At 60.9% G+C, this 258-nt stretch carries 1 protein-coding gene; it reads left to right on the top strand.

Translation table 11 applies throughout. The features are described from left to right. Nucleotides 1–117: 117 nt before the first annotated feature. Nucleotides 118–252 (top strand): hypothetical protein, encoded by a 135-nt coding sequence (locus ACRXB1_RS37705; RefSeq protein ID WP_449494978.1) that lies wholly within the window; start codon nucleotides 118–120, stop codon nucleotides 250–252. Nucleotides 253–258: the final 6 nt, after the last annotated feature.

The following is a 258-nucleotide window of genomic DNA, read 5'->3' as shown; positions in this document are numbered from 1 at the left end:
CGCCGGAATCGCGCCAGGCCGTATCCGGCTGTCGATTGGCCTGGAAGATCCTGACGATCTCATCGACGACCTCAAGCGCGGACTGAAGGCATCGCAAAAAAGCGAAGGGAGCCGCGCATGATGCTCGATGTCGCCGGAATCGCGCCAGGCCGTATCCGGCTGTCGATTGGCCTGGAAGATCCTGACGATCTCATCGACGACCTCAAGCGCGGACTGAAGGCATCGCAAAAAAGCGAAGGGAGCCGCGCATGATGCTCG

The organism is Caballeronia sp. M23-90 (assembly GCF_053574605.1).
Note: the sequence above shows the minus strand (reverse complement) of the source record. Positions and strands in the feature narration are given on the sequence as shown.

Bases quoted from the DNA above. Each gene is read 5' to 3' on its own strand.
- ACRXB1_RS37705 (WP_449494978.1), top strand. From the start codon at position 118: ATGATGCTCGATGTCGCCGGAATCGCGCCAGGCCGTATCCGGCTGTCG.